The sequence below is a fragment of the Roseateles hydrophilus genome (genome assembly GCF_026712245.1).
Taxonomy (GTDB): Bacteria; Pseudomonadota; Gammaproteobacteria; order Burkholderiales; family Burkholderiaceae_C; genus Pelomonas; species Pelomonas hydrophilus.
In genome coordinates this window covers 55,848-81,324 of record NZ_JAPPUY010000006.1, presented here as the reverse complement: position 1 = coordinate 81,324, position 25,477 = coordinate 55,848, and the positions used below count along the sequence as shown (strand labels likewise).

26 protein-coding genes, 1 tRNA gene and 1 pseudogene are annotated in these 25,477 nt (G+C 68.6%); 11 read left to right on the top strand and 17 right to left on the bottom strand.

The window, feature by feature from the left end; translation table 11 throughout:
- Positions 1 to 32: 32 nt before the first annotated feature.
- The 7 genes and pseudogenes from NYO99_RS20035 to cysS form a co-directional block, all read right to left on the bottom strand.
- Positions 33 to 125 (bottom strand) — tRNA-Ser (locus NYO99_RS20035).
- Positions 126 to 175: 50 nt separating this feature from the next.
- Positions 176 to 1,450: an aspartate kinase gene (locus NYO99_RS20030; RefSeq protein ID WP_268169069.1), complete on the bottom strand. Its 1,275-nt coding sequence runs from the start codon at positions 1,448 to 1,450 to the stop codon at positions 176 to 178.
- 59 nt (positions 1,451 to 1,509) lie between these two features.
- A complete protein-coding gene (locus NYO99_RS20025) occupies positions 1,510 to 2,166 on the bottom strand; it encodes a tRNA(Ile)-lysidine synthetase (protein ID WP_268169215.1) in 657 nt (218 codons plus the stop codon).
- A 123-nt stretch (positions 2,167 to 2,289) separates the two neighbouring features.
- Positions 2,290 to 2,811 (bottom strand): annotated as a pseudogene (tilS, locus tag NYO99_RS20020) (tRNA lysidine(34) synthetase TilS); the annotation flags it as partial.
- A complete protein-coding gene (locus NYO99_RS20015) occupies positions 2,780 to 3,751 on the bottom strand; it encodes an acetyl-CoA carboxylase carboxyltransferase subunit alpha (protein WP_268169068.1) in 972 nt (323 codons plus the stop codon). The gene NYO99_RS20015 and the pseudogene tilS, both read right to left, overlap by 32 nt.
- Positions 3,751 to 4,392 (bottom strand): DNA-3-methyladenine glycosylase family protein, encoded by a 642-nt coding sequence (locus NYO99_RS20010; RefSeq protein ID WP_268169067.1) that lies wholly within the window; start codon positions 4,390 to 4,392, stop codon positions 3,751 to 3,753. The genes NYO99_RS20015 and NYO99_RS20010 overlap by 1 nt, the downstream gene beginning before the upstream one ends.
- Entirely contained in the window at positions 4,392 to 5,765 is a 1,374-nt protein-coding gene (gene cysS / locus NYO99_RS20005) for a cysteine--tRNA ligase (protein WP_268169066.1), read from the bottom strand. The genes NYO99_RS20010 and cysS overlap by 1 nt, the downstream gene beginning before the upstream one ends.
- A gap of 133 nt (positions 5,766 to 5,898) precedes the next feature.
- On the opposite strand from cysS, the gene NYO99_RS20000 reads away from it, so the two are divergent.
- From NYO99_RS20000 to NYO99_RS19980, 5 genes are read left to right on the top strand one after another with little or no spacing between them, the layout of a single operon-like run.
- Positions 5,899 to 6,414, top strand: coding sequence for a tetratricopeptide repeat protein (locus NYO99_RS20000; protein WP_268169065.1), 516 nt, complete (start codon positions 5,899 to 5,901; stop codon positions 6,412 to 6,414).
- A gap of 8 nt (positions 6,415 to 6,422) precedes the next feature.
- Positions 6,423 to 6,983, top strand: a complete 561-nt coding sequence (locus tag NYO99_RS19995) for a peptidylprolyl isomerase (RefSeq protein ID WP_268169064.1) — start codon at positions 6,423 to 6,425, stop codon at positions 6,981 to 6,983.
- Complete coding sequence (locus tag NYO99_RS19990; RefSeq protein WP_268169063.1) at positions 6,980 to 7,477, top strand: peptidylprolyl isomerase; 498 nt, start codon at positions 6,980 to 6,982, stop codon at positions 7,475 to 7,477. Before NYO99_RS19995 ends, NYO99_RS19990 begins: the two co-directional genes overlap by 4 nt.
- On the top strand, positions 7,474 to 8,220 hold the full coding sequence (locus NYO99_RS19985; protein WP_326494845.1) for a UDP-2,3-diacylglucosamine diphosphatase: 747 nt from the start codon (positions 7,474 to 7,476) through the stop codon (positions 8,218 to 8,220). Before NYO99_RS19990 ends, NYO99_RS19985 begins: the two co-directional genes overlap by 4 nt.
- Positions 8,220 to 8,993 carry a M90 family metallopeptidase gene (locus tag NYO99_RS19980; RefSeq protein ID WP_422395523.1) on the top strand — a complete coding sequence of 258 codons (774 nt, stop codon included), beginning with the start codon at positions 8,220 to 8,222 and terminating at the stop codon, positions 8,991 to 8,993. Before NYO99_RS19985 ends, NYO99_RS19980 begins: the two co-directional genes overlap by 1 nt.
- 48 nt (positions 8,994 to 9,041) lie before the next feature.
- On the opposite strand, the gene clpA is transcribed toward NYO99_RS19980, so the two are convergent.
- Together clpA and clpS are read right to left on the bottom strand one after the other, a co-directional pair.
- A complete protein-coding gene (gene clpA, locus NYO99_RS19975) occupies positions 9,042 to 11,366 on the bottom strand; it encodes an ATP-dependent Clp protease ATP-binding subunit ClpA (RefSeq protein ID WP_268169061.1) in 2,325 nt (774 codons plus the stop codon).
- On the bottom strand, positions 11,363 to 11,743 hold the full coding sequence (gene clpS, locus NYO99_RS19970) for an ATP-dependent Clp protease adapter ClpS (RefSeq protein WP_268169060.1): 381 nt from the start codon (positions 11,741 to 11,743) through the stop codon (positions 11,363 to 11,365). Before clpS ends, clpA begins: the two co-directional genes overlap by 4 nt.
- A gap of 182 nt (positions 11,744 to 11,925) precedes the next feature.
- Between clpS and NYO99_RS19965 the strand changes: the two genes are divergently transcribed.
- A complete protein-coding gene (locus tag NYO99_RS19965) occupies positions 11,926 to 12,168 on the top strand; it encodes a cold shock domain-containing protein (RefSeq protein ID WP_268169059.1) in 243 nt (80 codons plus the stop codon).
- Positions 12,169 to 12,364: 196 nt separating this feature from the next.
- The gene (locus NYO99_RS19960; RefSeq protein WP_268169058.1) at positions 12,365 to 14,602 is read left to right on the top strand and encodes an NADP-dependent isocitrate dehydrogenase; all 2,238 of its coding nucleotides are present in this window, start codon (positions 12,365 to 12,367) and stop codon (positions 14,600 to 14,602) included.
- Positions 14,603 to 14,698: 96 nt separating this feature from the next.
- On the opposite strand, the gene NYO99_RS19955 is transcribed toward NYO99_RS19960, so the two are convergent.
- On the bottom strand, positions 14,699 to 15,220 hold the full coding sequence (locus NYO99_RS19955) for a hemerythrin domain-containing protein (protein ID WP_268169057.1): 522 nt from the start codon (positions 15,218 to 15,220) through the stop codon (positions 14,699 to 14,701).
- 123 nt (positions 15,221 to 15,343) lie between these two features.
- Between NYO99_RS19955 and NYO99_RS19950 the strand changes: the two genes are divergently transcribed.
- A complete protein-coding gene (locus NYO99_RS19950; protein WP_268169056.1) occupies positions 15,344 to 16,234 on the top strand; it encodes a hypothetical protein in 891 nt (296 codons plus the stop codon).
- Between the two features lie 24 nt (positions 16,235 to 16,258).
- Here the strand turns inward: NYO99_RS19950 and NYO99_RS19945 are convergent, their stop codons facing one another.
- Together NYO99_RS19945 and NYO99_RS19940 are read right to left on the bottom strand one after the other, a co-directional pair.
- A complete protein-coding gene (locus tag NYO99_RS19945) occupies positions 16,259 to 17,461 on the bottom strand; it encodes an NAD(P)H-dependent flavin oxidoreductase (protein ID WP_268169055.1) in 1,203 nt (400 codons plus the stop codon).
- Positions 17,462 to 17,580: 119 nt separating this feature from the next.
- A complete protein-coding gene (locus NYO99_RS19940) occupies positions 17,581 to 17,949 on the bottom strand; it encodes a carboxymuconolactone decarboxylase family protein (RefSeq protein WP_268169054.1) in 369 nt (122 codons plus the stop codon).
- A gap of 254 nt (positions 17,950 to 18,203) precedes the next feature.
- Between NYO99_RS19940 and NYO99_RS19935 the strand changes: the two genes are divergently transcribed.
- Positions 18,204 to 19,223, top strand: coding sequence for a TerC family protein (locus NYO99_RS19935; RefSeq protein ID WP_268169053.1), 1,020 nt, complete (start codon positions 18,204 to 18,206; stop codon positions 19,221 to 19,223).
- 104 nt (positions 19,224 to 19,327) lie between these two features.
- On the opposite strand, the gene icd is transcribed toward NYO99_RS19935, so the two are convergent.
- The 3 genes from icd to hemN form a co-directional block, all read right to left on the bottom strand.
- Positions 19,328 to 20,584 (bottom strand): NADP-dependent isocitrate dehydrogenase, encoded by a 1,257-nt coding sequence (icd, locus tag NYO99_RS19930; RefSeq protein ID WP_268169052.1) that lies wholly within the window; start codon positions 20,582 to 20,584, stop codon positions 19,328 to 19,330.
- Positions 20,585 to 20,646: 62 nt separating this feature from the next.
- Positions 20,647 to 21,267, bottom strand: a complete 621-nt coding sequence (locus NYO99_RS19925; protein ID WP_268169051.1) for a sulfite exporter TauE/SafE family protein — start codon at positions 21,265 to 21,267, stop codon at positions 20,647 to 20,649.
- Between the two features lie 9 nt (positions 21,268 to 21,276).
- Entirely contained in the window at positions 21,277 to 22,668 is a 1,392-nt protein-coding gene (gene hemN, locus NYO99_RS19920) for an oxygen-independent coproporphyrinogen III oxidase (RefSeq protein WP_268169050.1), read from the bottom strand.
- A gap of 107 nt (positions 22,669 to 22,775) precedes the next feature.
- Between hemN and fnr the strand changes: the two genes are divergently transcribed.
- Together fnr and NYO99_RS19910 are read left to right on the top strand one after the other, a co-directional pair.
- Entirely contained in the window at positions 22,776 to 23,537 is a 762-nt protein-coding gene (fnr, locus tag NYO99_RS19915) for a fumarate/nitrate reduction transcriptional regulator Fnr (protein WP_268169213.1), read from the top strand.
- Positions 23,538 to 23,613: 76 nt separating this feature from the next.
- Positions 23,614 to 24,978, top strand: a complete 1,365-nt coding sequence (locus NYO99_RS19910; RefSeq protein ID WP_268169049.1) for an NAD(P)/FAD-dependent oxidoreductase — start codon at positions 23,614 to 23,616, stop codon at positions 24,976 to 24,978.
- Here NYO99_RS19910 and NYO99_RS19905 read toward each other — a convergent pair.
- Positions 24,920 to 25,213 (bottom strand): hypothetical protein, encoded by a 294-nt coding sequence (locus NYO99_RS19905; protein ID WP_268169048.1) that lies wholly within the window; start codon positions 25,211 to 25,213, stop codon positions 24,920 to 24,922. The two genes, NYO99_RS19910 and NYO99_RS19905, sit on opposite strands and share 59 nt — an antisense overlap.
- Positions 25,210 to 25,476 carry a hypothetical protein gene (locus NYO99_RS19900; RefSeq protein WP_268169047.1) on the bottom strand — a complete coding sequence of 89 codons (267 nt, stop codon included), beginning with the start codon at positions 25,474 to 25,476 and terminating at the stop codon, positions 25,210 to 25,212. Before NYO99_RS19900 ends, NYO99_RS19905 begins: the two co-directional genes overlap by 4 nt.
- Position 25,477: the final 1 nt, after the last annotated feature.

Sequence of the window (25,477 nt, the reverse complement as noted above, 5' to 3'; positions counted from 1 at the left end):
AAAGCCCGTCGCGAGGACGGGCTTTGAAGTTTTGGCGGAGTCGGAGGGATTCGAACCCTCGATGCAGGTTTTGCCCACATACTCCCTTAGCAGGGGAGCACCTTCGGCCACTCGGTCACGACTCCAGCGAAGCCCTGCATTCTATATCAGGATTGCGGGCTCGCCTTGAAAAAAGTCAGGCCTCGGCGCTGTCCTGGTCCAGATCGAAGGCCTTGTGCAGCGCGCGCACGGCGAGCTCCATGTACTTCTCGTCGATGACGACGCTGGTCTTGATCTCGCTGGTGGAGATCATCTGGATGTTGATGCCCTCTTCGCTCAGCGCGCGGAACATCTTGCTGGCCACGCCCACGTGCGAACGCATGCCAATGCCGACGATGGAGACCTTGCAGATCTTGGGGTCGCCAACGACCTTGGCCGCGTTGGTGGCGGGGCCCACGGTGCCTTGCAGCAGTTCCATCGTGCGCGCGTAGTCGTTGCGGTGCACGGTGAAGGAGAAGTCGGTCTTGCCGTCGTGGGAGACGTTCTGGATGATGACGTCGATGTCGATGTTGGCCTCGGCCACGGGGCCCAGGATCTGGAAGGCGATACCGGGCTTGTCCGGCACGCCCAGCAGCGTCACCTTGGCCTCATCACGGTTGAAGGCGATGCCCGACACGACGGCTTGTTCCATTTTTTCGTCCTCTTCAAAACTGATCAGGGTGCCGGACTTGGCTTCCTCGTTGATGTCGATGTCCCACGGCGTGAAGCTGGACAGCACGCGCAGCGGAACGCGGTACTTGCCGGCGAATTCCACCGAGCGGATCTGCAGGATCTTGGAGCCCAGCGACGCCATTTCCAGCATCTCTTCGAAGCTGATGGTGTGCAGGCGGCGCGCCTCAGGGACGATACGCGGGTCGGTCGTGTAGACGCCGTCCACGTCGGTGTAGATCAGGCACTCATCGGCCTTCATGGCGGCGGCGATCGCCACGGCCGAGGTGTCGGAGCCGCCGCGGCCCAGCGTGGTGATGTTGTTGTCGGCGTCGATGCCCTGGAAGCCCGCGATGACGACCACCTTGCCTGCCGCCAGGTCGGCGCGCACGCGCTGGTCGTCGATGCTTTCGATGCGGGCCTTGGTGTAGGACGAGTCCGTCGCCACCGGCACCTGCCAGCCCGTGTAGCTGACGGCCTGCACGCCCTCAGCCTGCAACGCAATGGCCAGCAGCCCCACCGAGACCTGCTCGCCGGTGGCAGCGATCATGTCCAACTCACGGTTGACTTCGGCGCTGCTGCTCGCGGGCGACAACTCCTTGGCCAGGCCCAGCAGGCGGTTGGTCTCGCCGCTCATGGCCGAGGGCACAACCACCATCTGGTGGCCTGCACGCACCCATTTGGCGACGCGCTTGGCGACGTTGCGGATGCGATCGGTGGACCCCATCGAGGTGCCGCCGTACTTATGGACGATCAGAGCCATGTTTTTCGCGAAGGCTGAAGACGGAGCGGCCGGGACGGCACACTCGCAAACCCCCGATTTTATGCGGCTGATTCGGCCTTGCCTTCGCGCTGAGGCAAGGCGGAGTCGTCCAGCCAACGTAAAGAAAGCGCCGGCTCATCTTGGCTGGCGAAGGCACGAGCGTCCATGCCAAGCCCGGCCATCGCGACCAGTTGCTCGCCGTCGAACAGCAGCGGCCCGGCGCGCCGCCAGGGCGGCAGGCCCGCGGCCTGGCTCGCCTTCTTCAGGCTGCGTGGCACAGCACCAGGCGCCCGCTGAAACTGCTCAGCACCGCCGCGCGCACGCTGAGTCAAGCGCGCGAGCCGCGCGGGCGCGATGCCCGGCTTGCCGGCCTGCACCCACCAAGCCCCGCCCCAACCAGGCTGCGGGTGCAGCCCCGGGCGGCTCAGGTCCACCGCCGCCGGCGCCGGCGCCTGCGCAGCCGCGGGCGCCCAATAAAGGCCATCGCGGTAGGCATGCAGCGCCCCGCCCGGCGCGGGCCACGTCTGCGTCGCCCCCGGCTGCCATTCGGCCAACAGGCGCTCGACCAGGCTCGCAGGTGCCGCCATGTGCGTCGCAAGCCAAGCCCGCAACGCATTGCTGGCGCGCGCAGGTGACCGTTGCGCGAGTGCCGCCAGATCCAGCCTGTCGGCACTGGCCAAGTGCGCCAGATCCTCGGCGGCGACCTCGGCCGCCAAGGCGCCAGCCTGCTGCGCCCAGCGCGCCGCCTGGGCCAGACCCGCCTGCGCAGCCGGAAACGCCGGCCACAGCGCCTGGCGCAGTCGGTTGCGCGCGAAACGGGCGTCGTCGTTGCTGGGATCCTCGATCCAGCGCAGCCCATGCTGGACGGCATACGCATGGATCAGCGCGCGCGGCTGGTTCAGCCACGGCCGCGCCCAGCACAGACCATCACGCCACTGCGCCCGGGGCATGCCCGCGAGGCCGGCAAGACCTGCCCCCCGCATGGCCTGCAGCAGAAAGGTCTCGGCCTGGTCCTGGCGATGGTGGGCGAGCAGCAGCAGGTCACCGCCGGCCTCGACGGTCATCTCATGCAGTGCGCGGTGTCGCCCGTCGCGGGCCCAGGCCTCGATGCTGTCGCCGTCTGCTGGCGCGCCGGTCAGTCGCGTGCAGGCGAAGGCGGCGCCAAGCTCACGCGCGACCTGCTCGCAGTGCCCAACCCAGTGATCCGCCTGCGCCTGCAGGCCGTGGTGAACATGCAGCGCCAAGACACGCGCACCCGAGCGGGTGGCGGCGTGCAGCAGTGCCGTGGAGTCGAGGCCGCCACTGAAGGCGACCGCGACGAGGTCGTTGTCAGCGATTCTTGGTATCGCTGAAGCGGCCATAGGCCTGGACGCGCTCGTAACGGCGATCCAGCAGCTCGCGGGTCTTCAGGTCGCTGACCTGGCGCAGCGCATCGCTGAGCGCGCGCTTCAGGTTGGACGCCATCTGACGCGGGTCGCGGTGGGCGCCGCCCACGGGCTCGCTGATGATCTTGTCGATCAGGCCCATGGCCTTCAGGCGGTGGGCCGTGATGCCCAGGGCCTCGGCAGCGTCGGAGGCGCGCTCGCTGCTCTTCCAGAGGATGGAGGCGCAGCCTTCGGGCGAGATCACCGAGTAAGCCGAAAACTGCAGCATCAGCACCTGGTCGGCCACGCCGATGGCCAGCGCGCCGCCAGAGCCGCCTTCGCCGATGACGGTGGCGATGATGGGCACTTCCAGCTGCGCCATCTCCAGGATGTTGCGGCCGATGGCCTCGGACTGGCCGCGCTCTTCGGCACCGATGCCAGGGTAAGCGCCCATGGTGTCGATGAAGGTGAACACGGGCAGGCCGAACTTCTCGGCCAGCTTCATCAGGCGCAGTGCCTTGCGGTAACCCTCGGGGCGCGGCATGCCGAAGTTGCGCAGCGTGCGCTCCTTGGCGTCGCTGCCGCGCTGGTGGCCGATGACCATGCACGCCTGGCCGTTGAAGCGCGCCAAGCCGCCGACGATCGCCGCGTCGTCCGCGAAATGGCGGTCACCGTGCAACTCCTGGAACTCGGTGAAGACTTCCGCGCAATAGTCCAGCGTCTGCGGGCGCTGCGGGTGGCGGGCGATCTGGTAGACCTGCCAGGGCGCGACGTTGGAGTAAACCTCCTTGGTCAGCTGCTGGCTTTTCTTGGAGAGGCGGTCGATCTCCTCGGAGATGTCGACGGCCGACTCGCTCTGCACGTAGCGCAGTTCTTCGATCTTGGTCTCGAGTTCAGCGATCGGCTGCTCAAATTCCAGGAAGTGTTTTTTGCTCATCAGTAGTCCACAGGTAGCGGATCGAGGCTGCGCCAAATGTACCAAACGGCGACAGAGCGGTAGGGCGCCCAGGCGTCACCGACCTCACGTGCCTCGGCCCGGGAGACAGGCTCTCCGGAGAAGTAATTTTCGCTGATGCCCTTCAGCAGGCCGACGTCGTCAAGCGGCATCACGTTGGGGCGCATCAGGTGAAAGATGAGGAACATCTCGGCCGTCCAGCGGCCGATGCCACGGATGGCGATGAGCTCCTCGATGATGGCCTCATCGTCCATCTGCGCCCACTGGCGCACATGAACTTGGCCGGAGTTGAAGTGCTCCGCCAGGTCGCGCAGATAGTCGACCTTGCGCGCGGACAGGCCGGCACCACGCTGTGCCTCCACGTCCAGGGCCAGCACGGCGGCCGGCTGCAGCTTGGGCATCAGGGCCGACCAGCGATGCCAGACCGACTGCGCCGACTTGACGGAGATCTGCTGGCCGACGATGGAGCGCGCCAGCGTCGCGAAGGCGTCGCGCCGGCTTTGCAGCCGAGCCTCACCAAACTGCGGGATGAGCTTCTTCATGACCCGGTCACGCTTGACCAGGTGTTTGCAGGCCTCGTCCCAGTAGTCGGGCGTGACCTCGGCGGGGGTCTTGGTGGCCATCAGCTCTTGACCCAGGTCGTGCCGCCGGCAGCGTCCTTCAGCGTGATGCCCTTGGCCGACAGTTCGGCGCGGATGGCATCGGCGCCAGCGAAGTCCTTGGCGGCCTTGGCTGCGGCACGTGCGGCGATGCGCTCTTCAATCCACGCCGCGTCATCGCTGCCAGAACCGCCTTGCAGGTAGGCGCGCGGCGCCTGCTGCAACACACCCAACACACCGGCCAGCGCCTTCAACAGGCCCGCCTTCTGCGGCGAGCGGTCACGGTTGACCTCGTTGACGAGGTCGAACAACACGGCGACTGCGCCGGGCGTGCCGAAGTCCTCGTCCATCGCTGTTCTGAACGCGGCGGCGTGGGGCTCCGCCCAGTCAATCGTGACGTCGGCCGGCGGCACGGCATCCAGCGCCGTGTACAGGCGCGTCAGCGCGGTGCGGGCATCTTCCAGGTGCGCGTCACTGAAGTTGAATGGCCGACGGTAGTGGGTCCGCAGCATGAAGAAGCGCAGCGTCTCGCCGTCGAACTTCTGCAGCACGTCGCGGATGGTGAAGAAGTTGCCCAGGCTCTTGGACATCTTCTCGCCATCGACATTCAGGAAGCCGTTGTGCAACCAGTAGGTCGCAAAGCCGTAGCCTGCGCCCTCGCTCTGCGCGATCTCGTTCTCGTGGTGCGGGAACTGCAGGTCGGCGCCACCGCCATGGATGTCGAAGCTCTCGCCCAGCAGCGCGCAGCTCATGGCCGAGCACTCGATGTGCCAGCCCGGGCGGCCTTCGCCGAACGGGGCGGCCCACTTGGCGTCGGCCGGTTCCTCGGCCTTGGCGGCCTTCCAGAGCACGAAGTCCAGCGGGTCGAGCTTGCCGTCGTCCACGGCCACACGCTCGCCGGCACGCAGGTCGTCGATGCTCTTGCCACTCAGCTTGCCGTAGCCGTCGAACTTGCGCACGGCGTAGTTCACGTCGCCGCCTTCGGCGCGGTAGGCCAGACCGCGCTGCTCCAGACGCTCGATCAGCGACAGCATCTGCGGCACGTACTCTGTCGCGCGCGGCTCATGGTCGGGACGCAGCAGACCGACGGCGGCAAAGTCCTCGTGCATCGCGGCCGTCATCTCCTCGGTGAGCTGGCGGATGGTGATGCCGCGCTCGACCGCGCGCTTGATGATCTTGTCATCGATGTCCGTCACGTTGCGCACATAGGTGACCGCGTAGCCGCTGGCGCGCAGCCAGCGGTAGATGACGTCGAACGCCATGTTCATGCGCAGGTGCCCCATGTGGCACATGTCGTAGACCGTGATGCCACACACGTACATGCGCACCTGGCCAGGCACGAGCGGCTTGAAGTCTTCGAGAGTGCGGCTGAGGGAGTTGTGGACGCGCAGGGACATGAGACGGGAAACGAGGGGCGACCTCAGGAGCAAGCCACCAACAAGAAGCCCCGCACCGGGGCCGACCAGGCGGGGCTCATAGAATCCTTTCAGTATACCGGCCACCCCTTTTGGCGCCTCCGCCACAACCCTCATGCGCCTGACCCTCCACTCCCTGGTGCTGCTCGCCGCCCTGGCCGCAGCGCCCGCGCAAGCCAACGACGTGGCCGCCGCCCAGCGCCTGTGGCTGGCCGGCCAGAAGACCCAGGCCATCGAGCAGATCGAGCAAGCCCTGACGCGGACGCCGGACGACCTCCAATTGCGCTTCGCGCTCGGCGTCATGCGCATGGAACTGGGCGACAACGCCAAAGCCAAGACGCTCTTCACGCGGCTGACGCAGGACTTCCCCGACCTCGCCGACCCCTACAACAACTTGGCCGTGCTGCATGCGGCGGCCGGCGAACTGGACCAGGCCCAGGCCGCGCTGGAGCAGGCACTGCGCCTGCAGCCCGACCATGCGCAGGCGCAGGAGAATCTGGGCGACGTGCTGATGCGTCTGGCGCTACGTGCCTATCAGCGCGCGCAGAAGCTCGCTGTCGCGCCCAGCGATGCGCTGACCGGCAAGATCAGCGCCACGCTGGCGCTGACCACCTCCCACAAGACCCGCTGAACTCCCGCATGACCAAGACCGCCCTCCTCGTTGCCGCGCTGCTGGCTGCCGCCAGCGCCTCGGCCCAGACCGTCAAGCTGCAGACCAGCGAAGGCGACATCCGCATCGAGCTCAACGCCGAAAAGGCACCCAAGTCGGTCGCCAACTTCCTGCAATACGTGAAGGCCGGCCACTACAACGGCGTCATCTTCCACCGCGTCATCCCGAATTTCATGGTGCAGACCGGCGGCTACGACGCCAAGCTGAACCAGCGCCCGACCAAGCCGCCCATCCCGCTGGAAGCGGGCAACGGCCTGTCCAACCTGCGCGGCAGCATCGCCATGGCCCGCACGGGTGACCCCAACTCCGCAACGTCGCAGTTCTTCATCAACGTCGTCGACAACCCCTACCTCGACGCCGATCCGGCCAATCCGCGCAGCGGCTACGCGGTGTTCGGCCAGGTGGTCGAGGGCATGGACGTTGTCGACAAGATCCGCGCGGCCGAGACGGCCCCGCGCGGCATCCACGAAAATCTGCCCCTCAAGCCCATCTTCATCACCAAGGCTCTCGTCGAGCCTGCCAAAAAATGAGCCAAGTCAAACTCACCACCAACCACGGCGACATCCTCATCGAGCTGGACGCCGAGAAGGCGCCGCTGTCCGTCGCCAACTTCCTGCAGTACGTGCGCGCCGGCCACTATGACGGCACGGTGTTCCACCGCGTCATCAAGGGCTTCATGATCCAGGGCGGCGGCTTCGAGCCCGGCATGAAGCAAAAGCCCACCGAGGCACCCATCCAGAACGAGGCCAACAACGGCCTGAAGAACGCCCACTACACGCTGGCCATGGCGCGCACCAACGCGCCGCACTCGGCCACGGCGCAGTTCTTCATCAACACGACGAACAACGGCTTCCTGGACTTCAAGTCCGAGAGCCCGTCGGGCTGGGGCTATGCCGTGTTCGGCAAGGTCGTCGAGGGCCAGGATGTCGTCGACAAGATCGAGAAGGTCAAGACCAGCCGCTCCGGCTTCCATGACGACGTGCCGGTCGAGGCCGTGGTCATCGAGAAGGCCGTCGAGGTTTGACCCACACGCTGATGGCGCCGGCGCAATGGCAGCAGGTGGACCTGCTGTCTGACCTGCACCTGGGGCCGGACACGCCGGGCACGCTGGCTCGGCTTGAAGCGCACCTCGCCCGCACCACGGCCGATGCCGTACTGCTGCTGGGCGACATCTTCGAGGTCTGGGTGGGCGATGACGCCCGCCACGAACCCTTCGAGGCCGGCGCCGTCGCAATGCTGCGCAAGGCCTCGCAGCGGCTGGACCTGTTCTTCATGGCCGGCAACCGCGACTTTCTCGTCGGCCACGAGTTGCTGGCCGACGCCGGCATGACCGCCCTGCCCGACCCGACGGTGCTGGACGCCTTCGGCCAGCGCTGGTTGCTGGCGCATGGCGATGCGCAGTGCCTGGCCGACACCGGCTACCAGGCCTGGCGTGCGACGAGCCGCTCCACCGCCTGGCAAGCGGGCTTTCTCGCCAAACCGCTGGCCGAGCGCCAGGCCTTCGGCCGCCAGGCGCGCGAACAGAGCCGCGCCTCGCAGACCGCCCAGCTGATGGCCACCGACCTCGATGCCGACGCCTGCCGCGCGCTGCTGCGCGAGGCCGGCGCGACGACGCTGATCCACGGCCACACGCATCGCCCGGCCGAGCATGACCTGGGTGACGGCCTGCGACGGGTCGTGCTGTCGGACTGGGACTTCGAGACCACACCGCCGCGCGGCGACGCGATCCGCCTGTCCGCAGCCGGCCTGCAACGGCTGCCGCTGTGATCCTCCGGGCCATCAAGAACTGGCGCGAGCAACGTGCCGTCCAGCGCCACGCCATCCCCGACGCGCTGTGGCAACTGACGCTGCTGCGCTACCCCTTCCTGGCCCAGCGCAGTGAGGGTGACCTCACCGAGTTGCGTCGGCTGTGCAGCCTGTTCCTGGCGACCAAGGAGTTCCACGGCGTCGACGGCTTCGAGGTCACCGACGAAGTGGCCGTGGCCGTCGCGGCGCAGGCCTGCCTGCCGGTGCTGCGGCTGGGGCTCTCCTGGTACGACGGCTTCGTCGGCATCGTCATGCATGCTGGCGAGGTGGTCGCGCAGCGCAGCTTCCAGGATGAGGATGGCGTCGTCCACGAGTACGACGAGGAACTGGCCGGCGAGGCCATGGAAGGCGGGCCGCTGATGCTCGCCTGGCAGGCCATCGCCGTCAGCGATGACCCCGCGCAGTTCGGCGCGGACGCGGTCTTCAATGTCGTCATCCACGAGTTCGCCCACGTCATCGACATGCGCGACGGCGTGGCCGACGGCGTGCCGCCGCTGGACACGGCAGCGCGCGAGCGCTGGATCACCGTCATCGACGCCGAGTGGGAGAAGTTCTGCGCCCGCCTCGATGCCGGCGCGGAGACGCTCATCGACACCTACGGCGGCGAAGCGGTCGAGGAGTTCTTCGCTGTGGCCGTTGAGGCCTTCTTCGTCGCTCCGGCCGTGATGCGCACCGAGGAGCCCGCGATGTACCGCCTGCTGGCGGACTTCTTCAGGCAAGACCCAGCCGCCTGACCACAAAAAAGGACGCCGCGGCGTCCTTTCATGTCTTCAGACCTGGCTTCAGGCCGTGGCCGGCTCGGCCTTGGGCTTGCCGTCCTTGCTGGGCTTGGGCGGCGTGGGCTGGATGTCCAGCACCGTCTCGCCCTGCTCGTTCACGTCCACGCTGAGGCGGCCGCCGTCCACCAGCTTGCCGAACAGCAGCTCGTCGGCCAGCGCCCGGCGGATGGTGTCCTGGATGAGGCGCTGCATCGGCCGCGCGCCCATCAGCGGGTCGAAGCCCTTCTTGGCGAGCTGCTTGCGCAGCGCGTCGGAGAAGCTGACCTCGACCTTCTTCTCCTGCAGCTGGCTTTCCAGCTGCAGCAGGAACTTGTCGACCACGCGCAGGATGATCTCCTCGTCCAGCGGACGGAAGGACACGATGGCATCCAGCCGGTTGCGGAACTCGGGCGTGAACAGGCGCTTGATGTCGGCCATTTCATCGCCCTGCTGGCGCTGGGTGGTGAAGCCGATGGTGGCCTTGTTCATGATCTCGGCGCCCGCGTTCGTCGTCATGATGATGATGACGTTGCGGAAGTCGGCCTTGCGCCCGTTGTTGTCGGTCAGCGTGCCGTGGTCCATGACCTGCAGCAGCACGTTGAAGACGTCCGGGTGGGCCTTCTCGATCTCGTCGAGCAGCAGCACGGCATGGGGCTTCTTCGTGACGGCCTCGGTCAGCAGGCCACCCTGGTCGAAGCCAACATAGCCCGGAGGCGCGCCGATCAGGCGGCTGACGGCGTGACGCTCCATGTACTCGGACATGTCGAAGCGGATCAGCTCGATGCCCAGGATGTAGGCCAGCTGCTTGGCGACTTCGGTCTTGCCCACACCCGTCGGGCCGCTGAACAGGAAGCTGCCCACCGGCTTGTCGGGCCGTCCCAGGCCCGAGCGCGCCATCTTGATGGCGGCGGCCAGCGCGTCGACGGCCGGGTCCTGACCGAACACGACGCTCTTCAGGTCGCGGTCCAGGGTCTTGAGCTTGCTGCGGTCGTCGCTGTTGACGGACGCAGGCGGGATGCGCGCGATCTTGGCGACGATGTCTTCCACCTCGGCGCGCGTGATGGTCTTCTTCTGCTTGCTCTTGGGCAGGATGCGCTGCGCGGCCCCGGCCTCGTCGATGACGTCGATGGCCTTGTCCGGCAGGTGGCGGTCGTTGATGTACTTGGCCGACAACTCAGCCGCCGCCTGCAGTGCACCCAGCGCGTACTTGACCGAGTGGTGTTCCTCGAAGCGGCTCTTCAGGCCCTTCAGGATCTCGACCGTCTGCTCCACCGACGGCTCGGCCACGTCGACCTTCTGGAAGCGGCGGCTGAGCGCCGCGTCCTTCTCGAAGATGCCGCGGTACTCGGTGAAGGTCGTCGCGCCGATGCACTTCATCTGGCCCGACGACAGCGCCGGCTTCAGCAGGTTGCTGGCGTCCAGCGTGCCGCCCGACGCCGCACCGGCGCCGATCAGCGTGTGGATCTCGTCGATGAACAGCACGGCGTGCGGCTGCTCCTTCAGCGCCTTGAGCACGGCCTTCAGGCGCTGCTCGAAGTCACCGCGGTACTTGGTGCCCGCCAGCAGCGCGCCCATGTCCAGCGAGTAGACGATGGCGTCGGCCAGCACCTCCGGCACCTCGCCTTCGGTGATGCGCCAAGCCAGGCCCTCGGCGATGGCGGTCTTGCCCACGCCGGCCTCGCCGACCAGCAGCGGATTGTTCTTGCGGCGACGGCACAGCACCTGCACGACGCGCTCGACCTCGCTCTCGCGGCCGATCAGCGGGTCGATCTTGCCGTCCTTGGCCTGCTGGTTGAGGTTCTGCGTGAACTGCTCCAGCGGCGATGCCTTGGCACTGCCGCCCTCGCCTTCTTCACGCTCGCCTTCTTGGCCCTGCTGCTGGCCTTCCGGCGCCTTGGGCGGCTCGGGGTCGGTCTTCTTGATGCCGTGGGCGATGAAGTTGACGACGTCCAGCCGTGTCACGCCCTGCTGGTGCAGGTAATAGACGGCGTGCGAGTCCTTCTCGCCGAAGATGGCGACAAGCACGTTGGCACCGGTCACTTCCTTCTTGCCGCTGCCCGTGCTCTGCACATGCATGATGGCGCGCTGGATGACGCGCTGGAAGCCGAGCGTGGGCTGGGTGTCCACCTCGTCGGTGCCGCCCACCATGGGCGTGTTTTCCTTGATGAACTGCGTCAGGCTCTTGCGCAGGTCGTCAAGGTTGGCAGCGCACGCACGCAGCACCTCGGCGGCGCTGGGGTTGTCCAGCAGCGCGAGCAGCAGGTGCTCGACGGTGATGAATTCGTGCCGCTGCTGGCGTGCCTCGACGAACGCCATGTGCAAACTGACTTCAAGCTCTTGCGCAATCATGCGGCCTCCATAGTGCACTGCAGGGGATGGCCGGCACGCCGGGAGGCGGCCAGCACCAGCTCCACCTTGGTGGCTGCAACATCCTTGGTGAACACACCGCAGACCCCGCGACCCTCGTGGTGGATTTTGAGCATGATCTGCGTCGCCGTATCCAGGTCATGCCGGAAAAATTCCTGCAGAACCATGACTACAAACTCCATCGGGGTGAAGTCGTCGTTCAGCAGCAGCACCTGATAGAGCCGGGGCGGCTCGGTCTTCTGCGTCTGGCGCTCGACAACAACGGCCCCATCACCCTCATCCTTGCCCGGCCGTATCGGGGGCGCGGGCGGCGGCGGGGCCGACTGGTTCAGCGGTGAGAAAACGGGGAGCACAGGCATGCGGCGATTCTATCGACGGGGGTATTTCCCCGAGGATGGCTGGCAGTTGGCGCCATCCCCCGGGAATGCAAGCGTCCTGGGGTGAACCCGGCCGGGAAGGTCCCGAATTGACGCCATTTGTCGCGCTACCAGAATCCACGTCCGCCTCCCTGGGAGGTGCCTCAAAGAACGGAGACAAGATGATGGCGCTGGGCAAAGTCAAATGGTTCAACGACGCCAAGGGCTTTGGGTTCATCGAGCCGGAGGCCGGCGGCGATGACGTGTTCGCCCATTTCTCGGCCATCCAGATGGAAGGCTTTCGCACACTGAAGCAGGGCAGCCAGGTGCAGTTCGACCTGGTCCAGGGCCCCAAGGGCCAGCTGGCACAGAACATCACGCCGATGGAAGCAGCCCGCAACGGCGCGGAGCAGCTGCAGGCCTCCTGAGCCCGGCGCCAAACGCCCCCGACGGCAAGCCCCGCGGCCCGCAAGCCCGCGGGGCTTTTGCGTTGCGGCCCTGCGCGCGGCGGCTCGGCGAAGGCTGCTTGCGCGTCGACGCGAGACGGCTTGCTAGAGTTCGGGGCTTGCGCGCTGCCGCGTGGCCGCCGCGCTGCCGAGATTCGACATTCACCGGAACACCCTCATGACCGCCGAAACGCCCAAGATCGTCTACACCCTGACCGATGAAGCCCCCCGCCTGGCCACCGCCTCGCTGCTGCCGGTCGTCCAGCGCTTTGCCGCTCAGGCGGGCATCGAGGTCGTCACCAGCGACATCTCGGTGGCCGGCCGCATCCTGGGCCAGTTCCCGGAACTGCTGACCGAGGCGCAGCGCGCGCCCGACAACCTGGCTGCCCTGGGCAAGCTGACGCTCAAGCCCGAAGCCAACATCATCAAGCTGCCCAACATCAGCGCCTCGGTGGCCCAGCTCAAGGCCGCCATCAAGGAACTGCAGGACAAGGGCTACGCGATCCCCAACTTCCCCGAGAAGCCCGAGACGGACGAAGAGAAGGACATCCGCGCGCGCTACAACAAGTGCATCGGCTCGGCCGTGAACCCGGTGCTGCGTGAAGGCAACTCCGACCGCCGCGCGCCCAAGGCCGTCAAGGAATACGCCCGCAAGAACCCGCACCGCATGGACGCCTGGAGCCAGGCCTCGCGTTCGCACGTCTCGCACATGCACGACGGCGACTTCTATCACGGTGAAAAGTCGCTGACGCTGGACCGCGCCCGCAGCGTCAAGATGGAGCTGATCACCAAGAGCGGCAAGACCATCGTCCTGAAGCCCAAGGTCGACCTGCTGGACCGCGAAGTCATCGACTCCATGTTCATGAGCAAGAAGGCCCTGCTGGCGTTCTACGAGCGTGAGATCGAAGACGCGCGCAAGACCGGCGTGATGTTCTCGCTGCACGTGAAGGCCACCATGATGAAGGTGAGCCACCCCATCGTGTTCGGCCACTGCGTGAAGATCTTCTACAAGGAAGCCTTCGAGAAGCACGCCAAGCTGTTCGACGAGCTGGGCGTGAACGTCAACAACGGCATGGTGGACCTTTACACCAAGATCGCCACCCTGCCCGCCTCCAAGCAGGAAGAGATCAAGCGTGACCTGCATGCCTGCCACGAGCACCGCCCCGAGTTGGCGATGGTGGACTCGGCCAAGGGCATCACCAACTTCCACTCGCCCAACGACATCATCGTGGACGCCTCCATGCCGGCCATGATCCGCAGCGGCGGCAAGATGTACGGCGCCGATGGCCGCCTGAAGGACGTGAAGGCCGTGATGCCCGAGTCGACCTTCGCCCGCATCTATCAGGAGATGATCAACTTCTGCAAGTGGCACGGCGCCTTCGACCCCAAGACCATGGGCACGGTGCCCAACGTCGGCCTGATGGCCCAGCAGGCCGAGGAATACGGCTCGCACGACAAGACCTTCGAGATCTCGGAAGACGGCGTGGCCAACATCACCGACCTGGAAACGGGTGAGGTGCTGCTGAGCCAGGAGGTCGAGCAGGGCGACATCTGGCGCATGTGCCAGTGCAAGGACGCCGCGATCCGCGACTGGGTGAAGCTGGCCGTCAACCGCGCCCGCAACTCCGGCATGCCGGTGGTCTTCTGGCTGGACAGCTACCGCCCGCACGAGGCGCAGCTGATCCGCAAGGTCAAGATGTACCTGCACGAGCACGACACCACGGGCCTGGACATCCAGATCATGAGCCAGGTCCGCGCCATGCGTTACACGCTGGAGCGCGTGATCCGCGGCCTGGACACCATCAGCGCCACGGGCAACATCCTGCGCGACTACCTGACCGACCTGTTCCCCATCATGGAGCTGGGCACGTCGGCCAAGATGCTGTCTATCGTGCCGCTGATGGCCGGTGGCGGCATGTACGAGACGGGCGCGGGCGGCTCGGCCCCTAAGCACGTGCAGCAGCTGGTGGAAGAGAACCACCTGCGCTGGGACTCGCTGGGTGAATTCCTGGCCCTGGCCGTCAGCCTGGAAGACCTGGGCCTGAAGAACAAGAACGCCAAGGCCACCGTGCTGGCCAAGACGCTGGATGCCGCCACCGGCAAGCTGCTGGACAACGGCAAGGGCCCGAGCCCCAAGACCGGCGAACTGGACAACCGCGGCAGCCACTTCTACCTGACCCTGTACTGGGCCCAGGAACTGGCCGCGCAGACGGAAGACGCTGACCTGGCCGCGCGCTTCAAGCCGGTGGCCGAGGCGCTGACGGCCAACGAAGCCAAGATCGCCGACGAGCTGAAGGCCGTGCAGGGCAAGCCGGTGGACATCGGCGGCTACTTCCTGCCGGACGCCGCCAAGCTCGACGTGGTGATGCGCCCCAGCGCCACGTTCAACGCCGCACTGGACAAGCTGTCGGCCTGATCCGCCTGATGCGCGGGCCGGCAACGCCGGCCCTGCCCAACGCATGATGGCCTCCTCGGAGGCCATCTGCTTTTTGGCGCCCGCCCTCGGCCGCGGTCAGGGCGCGCGGCGCCGCGCGGCCATCTCAGCGCCCATGGCGGCAAGGGCCGGCCCGTCCAGGCCCGCCGCCGCGGGTGGATAGGCCAGCGACTCTTCCAGCGCCACATGGGCACGGTAGAGCGCCGCGAATGCCGACCACAGGCCCGTTGCCGGCACCCGCCCGTCTTGCGCCAGCGCCCACAGACCCGGGCGGATCGCGGCGTAGCGGGCGTCCATGTCACGGTGCTCGGCCTGCACCCGATCGGCCAGCGCATGCTGCTGCAGCGCCCGCAGCCGAGGCAGCACATGGCGCTCCTCGTCCGCATGATGCTCAGGCGCGGCGAGATCGAAGTAGCGCAGGATGTCCCGCGCGGCGTCGCGCGCCTGGACATCGGCACCGTGGGCAGCCAGATGGGCCTGCAGGCGCAGCAGCAGATCCAAGGTGCGCAGCACGCGCTCATGGCAGGCGTGCAGCATCTCGAACGGCGCGTCAAAGCCGACGGCTGGCGGGCTGTGCAAGGGGCGGGAGGCGGTGTCCATGGGCGACCAGCATGCCTGAAACATCCGGCCACGGTCGCCTGCAGGGCATGGGCCGGGCAGCAACACGACGAGTCTTGCAGCAGATCAAGGTTCGCGACGTTGCCCCGTCGCAGCATGGCGATCATGCCCAGGCCCACGCCCTCCAGCTGCTGTGCGGGACTGCGCCCCACCCTGACCCAGGGCTGGCGCGACGGCCTGCCGCTCACGCCCGCCCCCTTCCGCCAACTCGCCAGCCGCAGCGGCAGCACGCCGCTGGAGTTGATCCGCACCTGCGCCGGGCTGCTGGCCAGCGGCGCGCTGCAGCCCATCCACGCACGCTGGGGCCCGGGCCTGGTCACCGAGCGCTGGCGGGTCTTCTTCGACGCTGCGGACACGACGCTGCTGAATGCGCTTGCCGCGCTGCCCGGCTGCGTGCGCATCGAACAGGTCGTGCCGGCCGCAGACGCCCGCGCCGCGCATGGCTTATGGGCGGAGCTGGAAGCCCTGGACGCGAACGGCCTGTCGGCCCAGCTCAAACGCCTGACGGCCGCCCCCAGCGCGCAGCTGTGCGTGCAGCCGGCCCAACCCGGTGACACGCCGAGCGAAGGGCCGCGCGGTGACCCTGCCCTGGCTGCCGCGCTGGAAGCAGGGCTGGCCCTGAGCGCTCATCCGTTCGCACACTGCGCACGGCAACTCGGCCGCAGCGAGCGCAGCCTGCTGGCCAGCTTGCAGCGCTGGCAACAGCGGCAAGAGCTCCACGGCCTGGTGCTGGCGCCGCCGCCGCCGCGTCAGCCGCGGCCCGGCTGGGTCACGCACTGGTGCGAGCCACCGGTGGCGCACGAGCCGGGCTGGCCCGTGTCTACCGAATTGGTACGGGCCCGCACCGGCCCCGCCACCACGCCATGGCCTTGGGCGCTGATGGCAGTGAGCCACGGCATGGCGCCGCCGCAGGGGCTGGCGCCCGGCGGCTGCCACGTTCGCGTGCAGATCAGCGAGCCGCGGGCGCAGGCCCAGCTGTTCACGCCGCCGGGCTGAGGGGTCAGCCAGCCGCGCACCGCCTCAAGCGGGCGTGCCCAGCGGCACGCCAGGCGTGAGCAGCCGCTCCAGCAGCTGGCGCACGCTGGCGATCTGGCCGCCGAACGGCAAAGCACCGCGGCCGCGGAAGAACAGGCCCTTGGCCATGTCGCCGCGCAGCGCGGCGGCCAGGCGCTGGTCGATGCAGAACTGGCCCCAGCCCTTGAGCCCGTCGCGCAGCCCGCATTGCGCCAGGCAGTCGAAGGCCATGGTGCAGTGCTGCTTGAGCTGGGCGACGGCCTGCAGGCGCGGCTCGGCCTTCAGGTAGCGCTCCAGCCAGGGCGTGCGCACCGCGCGGGCCGGCAGGCCGGCAACGCTGGTGAACTCGATCAACTCGTCGTCGCGCGCACCGGCCAGCACCTGCTTGAAGTCGGGGTGGGCGTCGCACTCGGTGGTGGCCGCAAACGCCGTGCCCAGCTGGGCCGCATCGGCGCCCAGCGACTGCAGGTGCTGGATGTCCTCGCAGCGGCGCACGCCGCCGGCCGCGACCAGCGGCACCTGGCCCTCAACCCCGGCGTCACGGATGAGCTGGCGCACGGCCGGCAGCACCGTCTCGAACGAGAAGCGCTCGTCGTTGACGTCGGCCACGCGGGCCGCGCCAAGGTGGCCAGCCGCGTGGGCCGGGTGCTCGATGACGATGGCGCTGGGCAGGCGGCCCTTGCGCTCCCACTTCTTCCACAGCAGCGCGACGCCGCGCGCGTCGGACAGGATGGGCACCAGTGCGGTCTGCGGGTGGTCCTGCGCCAGCTCGGGCAGGTCCAGCGGCAGGCCGGCGCCCACCACCAAGGCGTCCACGCCCTGGGCCAGCGCCGTGCGCACCGAGGCCGCGTAGTCGCTGACGGCGCGCATCACGTTGACCGCCAGCAGGCCCTGCCCGCCCGCGATCTGCCGCGCGGCCTGGATCTCGCGGGCCAGCGCCTCCTGGTTGGCCTGCTGAATGGCGGCTTTCTTGGCGTCGGCGTCAGTCAGGCCCTCGCTGCGCGCCATCAGGTCAGGGTGGTGGCGCCGCAGGTCCACCGAGGCGATGGTGCCCCACGCGCCCTGCGCCGCGACGTTGCCCGCCAGCCGGTGGGCCGAGATGCCCACGCCCATGCCGCCCTGCACGATGGGCAGCAGCGAGCGACCGGCCAGTCGCAGCGGGCGCAGGCCGGCGACGGCCACGCGGTCGAACAAGGAGGAAGAGGTCATGGCAGCCTGGGTGCAGTGAGAAACCGGGCATGCTCAGGCTGCATCCCGCCGCTGTCCTTGACCTGGTGCAAGGTCGGGCGAGATGGCGGCGCGCGGCCAGCCGGCCGGCGCCGCCGGGGTCAGGCCTTGCCGTCCACCACCTCGGCGGCGGCCCGGAACGCGTCCACGGCCGCCGGGAAGCCGCAGTAGACGCTGGCGTGCAGGAAGATCTCCTGCAGCTCCTGCGGCGTGACGCCGTTGTTCAGCGCCCCGCGCACATGGGTCTTGAGCTCGTGCATGCGGCCCAGCGCCACCAGCATGGACACGGTGACGATGCTGCGCGTGCGCAGGTCCAGGCCCGGGCGTTGCCAGGTATTGCCCCAGGCGTGGCGGGTCACCAGTTCCTGCAGCGGCTCAGTGAACGGCGTGACCTTGGCGAGTGCGGCGTCAACATAGGCATCACCCAACACGGCGCGCCGGGTGGCAAGGCCTGGGCTGTCGAGATCCATGGCGGCTCCTTCAGTGGTGCCGTGCAGCATAGCGACGCGGTGCCGCAAGCCCCGGTGCGCTCGCGCCGGCTGCCCTGCCCCCACGACAGCGGCAACATGCCCGGCAAAGCACAGCTTTTTGCGATGTTCACGTTCTCGAAAAGCTGATTTCTCCGAGCGAGGGCCGCAGCGACAGTGCGGTGTTTTCGGCGGCGACGTGCCGGGCGCGTCACTGGTCACCCGCCGCCTTCGATCAACTCACCTGAAGACCCCACATGCAATCCATCGGCTCACCACTCATGTGGTCCTTGTTCGCCGCCTTCGTGCTGGTGGCCCTGCTGGTTGACTTCTTTGCGATGAGCAAACAGGGCGCCCATCGCGTCAGCACGCGCGAGGCGGCCATCTGGTCGGTCGTCTGGGTCGGCGTGTCCTTCGTGTTCATGGGCTGGATCTGGTGGCACCTCGGCGGCACCAGCACCGACGAGGCTGCGCGCGCCGTCGCGAACGCCAAGTCTCTCGAGTTCCTGACCGGCTACCTGATCGAGAAGGCGCTGGCGGTCGACAACATCTTCGTGTTCCTGATGCTGTTCACCTACTTCGCGGTGCCGGCAGAGTTCCAGAAGCGCGTGCTGATGATCGGCATCCTCGGGGCGCTGGTGCTGCGGGCGGCGATGATTCTGGTGGGGGCCTGGCTGATCGCGCAGTTCCACTGGATCCTCTACGTGTTCGGCGCATTCCTGCTCTTCACCGGCATCAAGATGTGGTGGGCCGCCGGCCAGGAACCCGACCTGGACAACAACCCGGCGCTGAAGTGGATCCGCAGCCGCTTCAAGATCTCGCCGAACTACGACGGTGAGAAGTTCTTCACCGTCAACAACGGCGTCAAGATGGCCACGCCGCTGCTCGTGGTGATCCTGCTGATCGGCATCGTCGACATCGTGTTTGCAGTCGACTCCATCCCGGCCATCTTCGCCATCACGACCGACCCCTTCATCGTGCTCACGTCCAACGTGTTCGCGATCCTCGGCCTGCGTGCGATGTACTTCCTGCTGGCCAACATGCACGAGCGCTTCCACCTGCTCAGCTACGGCCTGGCCATCGTGCTCGTGTTCATTGGCGCCAAGATGCTGCTGATCGACGTCTACAAGATCCCGGTGGCGTTCTCGCTCGGCTTCACCGCCGTCACGCTGGCCGTCACGATGGTGCTGTCCCTGCGCATTCCGCCCAAGGGCGCTGGCGGCAGTGCCTTCCCGTTCGCCAGCAAGAAGCCGGATCAGCCGGCGCGCCACCCGTGATCTGCGTGCGCACGCCGATCGCGCGATCGCATCGCCCGGCGTGAGCCGCCGTGACGCTGAAGGCGGCAACAGCGGCGCGCACGCGCTGCTGTTGCCCGACAGGCTCAGGCCATGTGGTCGATCATCACCTGCCCGAAGCCCGAGCACGACACCTGCGTCGCGCCGTCCATCAGCCGCGCGAAGTCGTAGGTGACCTTCTTGCTCTGGATGGCCAGCTCCATCGCGCTGATGATGAGGTCAGCCGCCTCGGTCCAGCCCATGTGGCGCAGCATCATCTCGGCCGACAGGATGGACGAGCCGGGGTTCACGTAGTCCTTGCCGGCGTACTTGGGCGCCGTGCCGTGCGTGGCCTCGAACACCGCGATGGAGTCGCTCATGTTGGCGCCCGGCGCAATGCCGATGCCGCCCACCTGCGCGGCCAGCGCGTCGGAGATGTAGTCGCCATTGAGGTTGAGCGTGGCGATGACGCTGTACTCGGCCGGGCGCAGGATGATCTGCTGCAGGAAGGCGTCGGCAATGACGTCCTTGACCGTGATGGTCTTGCCCGTGCGCGGGTTGGTGAGCCGGCACCACGGGCCGCCGTCGATGGGCTGGGCGCCGAACTCCTGCTGCGCCAGCGCATAGCCCCAGTCGCGGAAGGCGCCTTCCGTGAACTTCATGATGTTGCCCTTGTGCACCAGCGTGACCGAGGGCTTGTCGTGGTCGATGGCGTACTGGATGGCCTTGCGCACCAGGCGCTCCGTGCCCTCGCGCGACACCGGCTTGAGGCCCAGCGCCGAGGTCTCGGGGAAGCGCAGCTTCTTGGCGCCCAGTTCGTCGCGCAGGAAGGCGATCAGCTTCTTGGCGGCGTCGCTGCCGGCCTCGTACTCGATGCCGGCGTAGATGTCCTCCGAGTTCTCCCGGAAGATGGCCATGTTGACCTTGTGCGGCTCCTTCACCGGGCTGGGCACGCCCTTGAAGTAGCGCACCGGGCGCAGGCAGACGTAGAGGTCCAGCTCCTGGCGCAGCGTGACGTTGAGCGAGCGGATGCCGCCGCCCACCGGCGTGGTCAGCGGGCCCTTGATGGCCACCAGGCAGTCCTTGAGGGCCGCCACGGTCTCGGCCGGCAGCCAGGTGTCGGCGCCGTACAACCGCGTACTCTTCTCGCCGGCGTAGAGCTCCATCCAGTGGATCTGGCGCGCGCCGCTATAGGCCTTGGCGACGGCGGCATCCACCACCTTGAGCATGACCGGCGTGACGTCCACGCCAACGCCGTCGCCCTCGATGAAGGGAATGATGGGCTGGTCGGGGACGTTCAGCGTACCGTCGGCGTTGGCGGTGATCTTTTGCCCGCCGGCGGGCTGCTGGATGTGTGTGGACATGGCGTGGACGGGCGCAGCAAGGCGCGTCGGAAAAACGAAACCGCGCGAGTTTATGGCTGGCGTCAGCAGGCCAGCATGACGCGCTGCCACACGCCATGCGCCAGCCCCCAGCCGGCGCCGATGGCCAGCGTCAACCCGGCCAGGCGCAGCGCCAGCACATCGCCGTCAGCGCCGCGCTTGAGCAGCCGGGCGCGCCACAGCGGCCCCAGCAGCAGGCCCGGCGTGCTGGCCAGTGCGAAGCCGGCCATCGCGACGCCGCCGCTCAGCGCCGAGCCGGTGAGGCTGGCCATCAGCAGCGCGCCCTGCAGCAGCCCACAGGGCATCAGCACCCAGGCCACACCGGTCACGAGCGCATGGCGCGGCTGCGGCCGCCAGCGGATGCTGCCCAGCCAGGCCGGCATGCGGCCTCGCACCAGCAGCAGCAGCCCGAACAGCAGCAGCGCCGCCTGCAGCAGCGCCCAGGCCGGCTGCAGCAGCGTGATGCCTTGCGTGGCCTGGGCCAGCAACTGGGCCGAGGCCGCCGCCGCCGCGCCGCCGGCCGCATAGCCCAGCACGCGCCCGGCCAGCAGCTTGAACGGGCGGCGCCCGCCCGCCAGCGCGCACGGCGCGCTGCACATGGCGGCGCAATGCGGCATGCCCGCCAGCCCGAGCAGCGCGACGGACAGGATGAGGGCGGTGTCCACGGGCGTGGCTCAGATGATCTTGGAGAAGCGCTCGCGGCTCGCGTCGGCCTGCAGGTGGCGGTCGAACACGGCCGCCACGGCGCGCACGAAGTACCAGCCCAGCGGCGTGACCTGGATGGCCCCCGGCTCCAGCGACACCAGGCCCTGTGCGGCCATCGGCGCGAGGCGCGTCAGCTCGGACGCGAAGTAGCTCGGCACGTCGACGAGGTAGGACGCCGCGATGGACTCGAACTCCACGCGCCCCTGGCACATCAGCGCCATGATGACGGCGCGGCGCAGCAGGTCGTCGCGGTTCAGCGCCAGGCCACGCTGCACGGGCAGCTGCTGCTGGTTCAGCGCGTCCTCGTACTCCTCCAGCGTCTTGGCGTTCTGCGCATAGGTCGCGCCCACGCGGCTGATGGACGACACGCCCAGGCCCACGAGGTCGCAGTCCGGCTGCGTGGAGTAGCCCTGAAAGCCGCGGTGCAGCAGGCCCTGCCGCTTGGCGACGGCCAGCGGGTCGTCGGGCAGCGCGAAGTGGTCCATGCCGATGTAGTCGTAGCCCTCGCCCAGCAGTGCGCTGATGGCGCCCGACAGCATGGCCAGCTTGTCGCCGGCCGGCGGCAGCAGCTCGGCCGCGATGCGGCGCTGCGGCTTGAAGCGCTGCGGCAGGTGGGCGTAGGCGTACATCGCGATGCGGTCCGGCCGCAGCTCGGCCACCTGCGCGATGGTGCGGGCGAAGCTGGCCGGCGTCTGCAGCGGCAAGCCGTAGATCAGGTCCACGTTGGTGGACGAGAAGCCCAGCTCGCGGGCGTGTTGCATCAGCGCGGCCACCTGCGCCAGCGGCTGCACGCGATGCACGGCCTTCTGCACGGCGGTGTCGAAGTCCTGCACGCCGAAGGACAGGCGGTTGAAGCCCAGCCCGCGCAGGTGGGTCAGCCGGGTCAGGTCGACCGTGCGCGGATCCACCTCGATGGACAGCTCGGCGCCCGGCAGCAGCTTGAAGCGCTGGCGCAGCCGCGCCATCAGCTCACCCAGTTCGGCATCGGACAGGAAGGTCGGCGAGCCACCGCCCAGGTGCAGCTGCGACACCGGCGCCGGGCCGCCCAGCGCACCGGCGACGAGATCCATCTCGCGCGTCAGCGTGTCCAGGTAGGGCGCGGCACGCTCGTGGTGCTTGGTGATGATCTTGTTGCAGGCGCAGTAGTAGCAGAGCTGCTCGCAGAACGGGATGTGCACGTACACCGACAGCGGCTGGGCCGTGCCGCGCTGCCGCAGCGCCTGCAGGTGCTGCGGCCCCTGGTAGGCCTCAACAAAGCGGTCGGCGGTCGGGTAGGACGTGTAGCGCGGGCCTGAGACGTCGTGGCGGCGCAGCAGGTCGGCAAGCTCGAGTTGGGGAGGGCATTCGGTCACAGCAGCCATGCCGACACTGTGCCGATGCCGCGTTGCCCAGGCCTTGATGCATGTCAAGGCCTACGCCGGTGGCGTGGCAAAGAATGCCTGTCATGTTGACGACCCTGCCCCACCCGATGAGCGTGAACCTCAACGCCGCGCCGTCGGCCCCCGCCGCCAACGCCTCGCTCGAACCCCTCAAGGTCGCCTGCGCCAGCTGCAACCTGCGCGAGCTGTGCCTGCCGGTGGGCCTGAACTCGGGCGAGTTGCAGAAGCTCGACGGCCTGGTGGCCCAGCGCCGCACGGTGCCGCGCGGCGAGCACCTGTTCCACAACGGCGAGCGCTTCGAGGCGCTGTACGCGGTGCGCACCGGCTTCTTCAAGACCTGCGTGGGCAGCGAGGACGGGCGCGACCAGGTGACCGGCTTCCAGATGGCCGGCGAGCTGCTGGGGCTGGACGGGATCAGCAGCGACCGCCACAGCTGCGACGCCGTGGCGCTGGAGGACTCGTCCGTCTGCGTGATCCCCTACGCGCAGCTGGAAGGGCTGTCACGCGAGTTCAGTGTGCTGCAGCACCAGTTCCACAAGATCATGAGCCGCGAGATCGTGCGCGACCACGGCGTGATGCTGCTGCTGGGCAATATGCGCGCCGAGGAGCGGCTGGCCGCCTTTCTGCTGAACCTGACGCAGCGGCTGCACGCCCGCGGCTTCTCCAGCTCCAGCCTGGTGCTGCGCATGACGCGCGAAGAGATCGGCAGCTACCTGGGCCTGAAGCTGGAGACGGTGAGCCGCACCTTCTCGCGCTTCCAGGACGAGGGGCTGATGGAGGTCAAGCAGCGCCAGCTGCGCATCCTCGACCTCGCCGGTCTGCAGGCCCTGGTGAACAACAGCCCCTGCTGAGCGCAGCGCCCCAGCGCCTCGCTGGGCCATCGCGCGCCGGCGCCGCGCCACGCGGCGGACGGCCTAGGATGACGGCATGCGTCCTCACGTGCTCATCGTCGGCTGCGGCTTCGGCGGCCTGGAGGCGGCCCGCGCCCTTTGCGGCTCCCGCGGTGCCGATGTCGACATCACCGTCGTCGACAAGACCAATCACCACCTCTTCCAGCCCCTGCTCTACCAGGTGGCGACGGCCGGGCTGTCCGCGCCGTCGATCGCAGCGCCCATCCGCCAGCTGTTCCGGCGCCAGCGCAACGTGACGACGCTGCTGGGCGAAGTCATCGCCATCGACGCGCAGGCGCGCATCGCGACGCTGAAGGACGGCGCCCGGCTGCGCTGGGACCACCTCATCGTCGCTGCCGGCGCCACGCACAGCTACTTCGGGCGCGACGAATGGGCCGCCTTTGCGCCGGGCCTGAAGACGCTGGACGATGCGTTCGAGATCCGCCGTCGCGTGCTAGGGGCCTTCGAGGCGGCCGAGCGCGAGGACGACCCGGCGCGGCGCGCGGCCTGGCTGCAGTTCGTCGTCGTCGGCGCCGGGCCCACGGGCGTGGAGCTGGCCGGCACGCTGGCCGAGATCGCCCGCCACACGCTGCCCGGCGAGTTCCGCCGCATCGACCCGCGCCAGGCCCGCATCCTGCTCGTGGAAGGCGGCCCGCGCGTGCTGGCCAGCATGCCCGAGCGCCTCAGCGAGCGCGCCCGCGAGCAGCTGGCGGCGCTGGGCGTGGAGGTGCGGCTGAACACCCGCGTGACCGGCATCGATGCGCAGGGGCTGGACCTGGGCACGGCCGACGGGCCGCAGCGCCTGCCCAGCCGCTGCGTGCTGTGGGCGGCCGGTGTGGCGGCGTCGCCGCTGGGCCGGGTGCTGGCCGAGACCGCCGACTGCGCGCTGGACCGCGCCGGGCGCGTCGTCGTCGCGCCCGACCTGAGCCTGCCGGGCCACCCGCGCATCCAGGTCATCGGCGACCTGGCCGCCGCGCACAGCCATGTGCCGGGGCGCGAGCCGCGGCCGGTGCCGGGGGTGTCGCCCGGCGCCAAGCAGATGGGCCGCTGTGCGGCCGCCAACATCCGTCGGCAGCTGCGCGGCGAAGCCACGCAGGCCTTCCGCTACGCGGACTACGGCAACCTCGCCACCATCGGCCGCCACAGCGCCGTGGTGGACCTGGGCACGCCGGCCGGCGCGTTGCGCTTCTCAGGCTACTTCGCGTGGCTGTTCTGGCTGTTCGCCCACGTGTACTTCCTGATCGGCTTCCGCAACCGCTTCGTCGTGCTGCTCGACTGGGCCTGGGCCTACTGGACCTATGACCGCGGCGCGCGCGTCGTGCCCGGCGGCATGCCGGCTGCGCTCAGCGCGGCCAGCCCGGCGCGTGACGTGGCGGGCGGCGACCGTCCTCCGGCAGCGTGACCAGCAGTAGCGCGAGGCTGGCGCCGACGGCGATGACGCCCCAGAAGATCAGGAAGCTCAGCGTGTAGACGGCCTGGGGCGACAGATCCACCGGCGCCCCGCCAAACCAGCGCAGATCCTGCGGGTCGACGACGGAGAACACCAGCGCCTCCATCACCCCGGCCGCCAGAAACGACGCCCAGGCCACGGCCATCGCGAACCGCGCGACACGCGACGGCCCGGGGGCGCCCGTCACCGCCGGGCTCCGGGGGCGCCGGTGGCGGCGTGGTTGCGGCCCATCATCGCGGGCACGGGGTCACCGGCGTTGGCGCGCGGGTCGGCAGCGTCGCCGCCCTCGGCGGCGGCCGGGGCGCTGACGTGCAGTTGCAGCGGCGGGTCGGGGTGGCGGATGGCCAGCGCCAGCGTGATGAAGCTGGCCACGACCACCGCGGCCGGACCGCCGGCCACCAGCCAGACCATGGGCTGGCGCCAGGCGGATGCGGAGTTGGATGCAGACATC

Coding starts and splice junctions, on each gene's coding strand:
- NYO99_RS20030 (WP_268169069.1), bottom strand. CDS start 1,450: ATGGCTCTGATCGTCCATAAGTACGGCGGCACCTCGATGGGGTCCACC.
- NYO99_RS20015 (WP_268169068.1), bottom strand. CDS start 3,751: ATGAGCAAAAAACACTTCCTGGAATTTGAGCAGCCGATCGCTGAACTC.
- NYO99_RS20010 (WP_268169067.1), bottom strand. CDS start 4,392: ATGGCCACCAAGACCCCCGCCGAGGTCACGCCCGACTACTGGGACGAG.
- cysS (WP_268169066.1), bottom strand. CDS start 5,765: ATGTCCCTGCGCGTCCACAACTCCCTCAGCCGCACTCTCGAAGACTTC.
- NYO99_RS20000 (WP_268169065.1), top strand. CDS start 5,899: ATGCGCCTGACCCTCCACTCCCTGGTGCTGCTCGCCGCCCTGGCCGCA.
- NYO99_RS19995 (WP_268169064.1), top strand. CDS start 6,423: ATGACCAAGACCGCCCTCCTCGTTGCCGCGCTGCTGGCTGCCGCCAGC.
- NYO99_RS19990 (WP_268169063.1), top strand. CDS start 6,980: ATGAGCCAAGTCAAACTCACCACCAACCACGGCGACATCCTCATCGAG.
- clpA (WP_268169061.1), bottom strand. CDS start 11,366: ATGATTGCGCAAGAGCTTGAAGTCAGTTTGCACATGGCGTTCGTCGAG.
- clpS (WP_268169060.1), bottom strand. CDS start 11,743: ATGCCTGTGCTCCCCGTTTTCTCACCGCTGAACCAGTCGGCCCCGCCG.
- NYO99_RS19965 (WP_268169059.1), top strand. CDS start 11,926: ATGGCGCTGGGCAAAGTCAAATGGTTCAACGACGCCAAGGGCTTTGGG.
- NYO99_RS19960 (WP_268169058.1), top strand. CDS start 12,365: ATGACCGCCGAAACGCCCAAGATCGTCTACACCCTGACCGATGAAGCC.
- NYO99_RS19955 (WP_268169057.1), bottom strand. CDS start 15,220: ATGGACACCGCCTCCCGCCCCTTGCACAGCCCGCCAGCCGTCGGCTTT.
- NYO99_RS19950 (WP_268169056.1), top strand. CDS start 15,344: ATGCCCAGGCCCACGCCCTCCAGCTGCTGTGCGGGACTGCGCCCCACC.
- NYO99_RS19945 (WP_268169055.1), bottom strand. CDS start 17,461: ATGACCTCTTCCTCCTTGTTCGACCGCGTGGCCGTCGCCGGCCTGCGC.
- NYO99_RS19940 (WP_268169054.1), bottom strand. CDS start 17,949: ATGGATCTCGACAGCCCAGGCCTTGCCACCCGGCGCGCCGTGTTGGGT.
- NYO99_RS19935 (WP_268169053.1), top strand. CDS start 18,204: ATGCAATCCATCGGCTCACCACTCATGTGGTCCTTGTTCGCCGCCTTC.
- icd (WP_268169052.1), bottom strand. CDS start 20,584: ATGTCCACACACATCCAGCAGCCCGCCGGCGGGCAAAAGATCACCGCC.
- hemN (WP_268169050.1), bottom strand. CDS start 22,668: ATGGCTGCTGTGACCGAATGCCCTCCCCAACTCGAGCTTGCCGACCTG.
- fnr (WP_268169213.1), top strand. CDS start 22,776: ATGAGCGTGAACCTCAACGCCGCGCCGTCGGCCCCCGCCGCCAACGCC.
- NYO99_RS19910 (WP_268169049.1), top strand. CDS start 23,614: ATGCGTCCTCACGTGCTCATCGTCGGCTGCGGCTTCGGCGGCCTGGAG.
- NYO99_RS19900 (WP_268169047.1), bottom strand. CDS start 25,476: ATGTCTGCATCCAACTCCGCATCCGCCTGGCGCCAGCCCATGGTCTGG.